Source organism: Kitasatospora sp. NPDC007106 (genome assembly GCF_040634455.1).
Taxonomy (GTDB): Bacteria; Actinomycetota; Actinomycetes; order Streptomycetales; family Streptomycetaceae; genus Kitasatospora; species Kitasatospora arboriphila.
Map to the genome: position 1 here is coordinate 1 of NZ_JBEYFP010000793.1, position 2,618 is coordinate 2,618.

At 69.7% G+C, this 2,618-nt stretch carries 2 protein-coding genes; one reads left to right on the forward strand and one right to left on the reverse strand.

Translation table 11 applies throughout. From position 1 onward, the window contains the following. The coding region (locus ABZ641_RS32425; protein WP_359987643.1) for a nucleobase:cation symporter-2 family protein at nt 1-1,435 on the reverse strand (1,435 nt) is incomplete at its 3' end. A gap of 508 nt (nt 1,436-1,943) precedes the next feature. Between ABZ641_RS32425 and ABZ641_RS32430 the strand changes: the two genes are divergently transcribed. Beyond that, on the forward strand, nt 1,944-2,486 hold the full coding sequence (locus tag ABZ641_RS32430) for an RICIN domain-containing protein (protein WP_344625644.1): 543 nt from the start codon (nt 1,944-1,946) through the stop codon (nt 2,484-2,486). The last annotated feature ends 132 nt before the right edge of the window (nt 2,487-2,618 follow it).

The following is a 2,618-nucleotide window of genomic DNA, read 5'->3' on the forward strand; positions in this document are numbered from 1 at the left end:
GCTCGGTCCGGGTCTGCGGCCCAGTTGCGGGCGGCACGGTTGCGAGCGGGACGGTTGCGGGCGGCACGGTTGCGGGCTGCGCGGTTGCGGGCGGGACGGTGCGGGGGCGGCCCACGTGGTTGAAGAGCAGGTTGAGGGTGACCGCCAGCAGGCAGCCCGCGGAGATGCCGGAGTGCAGCACGGTGCCGATCTGCTCCGGGAAGGCGTGGTAGAAGCCGGGGTAGGCGATCGGGAAGATGCCGAAGGCGAGGCTGACCGCGACGATGATCGCGTTGGAGCCGACGTTCAGGTCCGCCGCGCCGAGGGTGCGCAGGCCCGCCACCGCGACCGACCCGAACAGCACCACGCCCGCTCCGCCGAGCACCGGCTGCGGCACCAGCGAGACCAGCCCGCCGACGACCGGCAGCAGGCCCATCACCACGAGGAGGATCCCGGCCAGGGCCACCACGAAGCGGCTGCGGATCCTGGTGAGCGCGACCAGCCCGATGTTCTGGGCGAAGGCCGAACAGATGAAGCCGTTGAACACGCCGCCGAGGGCCGTCGCGATGCCGTCCGCCCGCAGGCCGCCGGAGATCGTGCGGTCGTCGGCCGGCTTCTCCACGATCTCGCCCAGCGCGATCATGTCGGCGGTGGACTCGGTCATCGAGACCACCATCACCACCAGCATCGAGACGATCGCCGCGGCCTCGAACCGGGGCGCGCCGAAGGCGAACGGGTGCGGCAGCTCGACGAGCGGCAGGCCGGCGAGCGCATGGGCGTCCACCTTGCCGAACGGGATCGCCACCAGGGTTCCGACGAGCAGGCCGAGGAGGATCGCGATCCGCTGGAAGAAGCCGCGCAGGAAGCGGTGGAACAGCAGCACGGACGCCAGGGTGACGGCAGCGAGGCCCAGGTTGCCGAGCGAGCCGTAGTCCCGCGCCGCGGAGTTGCCGCCCTGGGCCCAGTTCCCGGCGACCGGGAGCAGCGAGACGCCGATCAGGGTGATCACCGTGCCGCTGACCACCGGAGGGAAGAACCTGACCAGCCGGCAGAAGACGGGGGCCAGCAGGAAGCAGAAGAGTCCGGCGACCAGTGTGGAGCCGAAGATCAGCGGCAGCGCCGCGTCCTTCTTCGCCTCGATGACGGCGAGGATCGGCGAGACGGTGGCGAAGGAGACGCCGTTCACGAAGGGGAGCCGTGAGCCGACCCGCCAGAAGCCCAGGGTCTGCAGCAGGGTGGCGATGCCGGCGATGAACAGGCTGGCGGCGAGCAGGGTCGTCAGCTGGGCCGGGGTCAGGCCGGCCGCTGCGCCGATGATCAGCGGCGGTGCGGCGACCCCGGCGTACATGCTGGCGACGTGCTGGAGGGCGACGGTCGCCATCCGTCCGGGCGGCAGCAGTTCGTCGACGGGGTGCGGCGGGGTTGCGGGCTTCACGGGCGCTTCGCGACGTCCCATGTGCGGTCCTCCACATCCGAGGTGGCTTCGGGCCCGGGGACGGCGGCCGGAACGGGACACGGCGACGTCGGGACGACCCTGGCGGACGGCGGTGCCGTCGCCCACCTGCCGGTGCCCGCGGCGAACAGGCCCGACCCATGAACAGATCCGCGATGCGGAACACTGGTTCCGCCATTCGGTTCCACAGAATGTAGAAAGCTCGCCCCCGTTGGTCAATGGCTCCGACCCGATTGCTCCGCTCCGGAGCAGCACCTGTCGCTTCCTCCAGGCCGCCCCTCCCCCACGGCCGCCTCGACGCCGACCGGCCGTAATCGGCCCCGATCATCCGTTAAGCGCACCAGGCGGCGGTTTGTACTCTTTGCCCGGAGATCGGCCCGCACGGATGATTAGTGGACGACATCAGTCGCGGCCCTGTGCTAATCTACGACCGAATCCGGGGGGAATTCATGACACATATTCCATTTTCCTCACGGGCCTTCCCACGCTCTTTCGAGGAATGGATCCTAAAATGAACAGGACGGTCAGTCGGGTCGGCCGGGTCGCCGGTGTCGCCGCGGTCGCGGCGGGGCTCACCCTCGCGATGTCGATGCCCGCTTCGGCGCAGCAGCCCACGGACACGATCGTGAACAAGAACAGCAACCTCTGCCTGGAGATCGGCGGCTGGAGCACCGAGTGGGGCGCCGCGGCGAACCAGTGGTCGTGCGGTGCCGGCGGCCAGGCGAACCAGCAGTGGCTGACGAACGGCAACTACCCGTCGGGCTGGTTCCCGCTGGTCAACAAGAACAGCGGCCAGTGCCTGGAGATCGGCGGCTGGAGCACCGAGTGGGGCGCCGGGGCCAACCAGTGGCCGTGCGGCAAGGACGCGAACGGCAACTACACCCAGGCGAACCAGCTGTGGCGCCTGGGCGGGGTCGGCGACCCGAAGTACACGTACCTCATCAACAAGAACAGCGGCCTCTGCCTGGAGGTCGGCGGCTGGAACACCGGCAACGGCGCGCGCGTCAACCAGTGGCCGTGCGGAAATGTCCAGGCTAATCAGCTGTGGTCGTAGTAACCCTTCCGCGCGCGGTACCGGAACCCTGATTTCCGGTAAGTGGATGAAGGGTGCCAGGAAATGCGGGGCCGCCGGTTCGCCGGCGGCCCCGTCCGCGTCGGTACGGGTCCCGCCGGTACGGGTCCCGTC

What these genes read in the sequence shown, in the direction of transcription:
- ABZ641_RS32430 (WP_344625644.1), top strand. Translation starts at nt 1,944, where the DNA reads ATGAACAGGACGGTCAGTCGGGTCGGCCGGGTCGCCGGTGTCGCCGCG.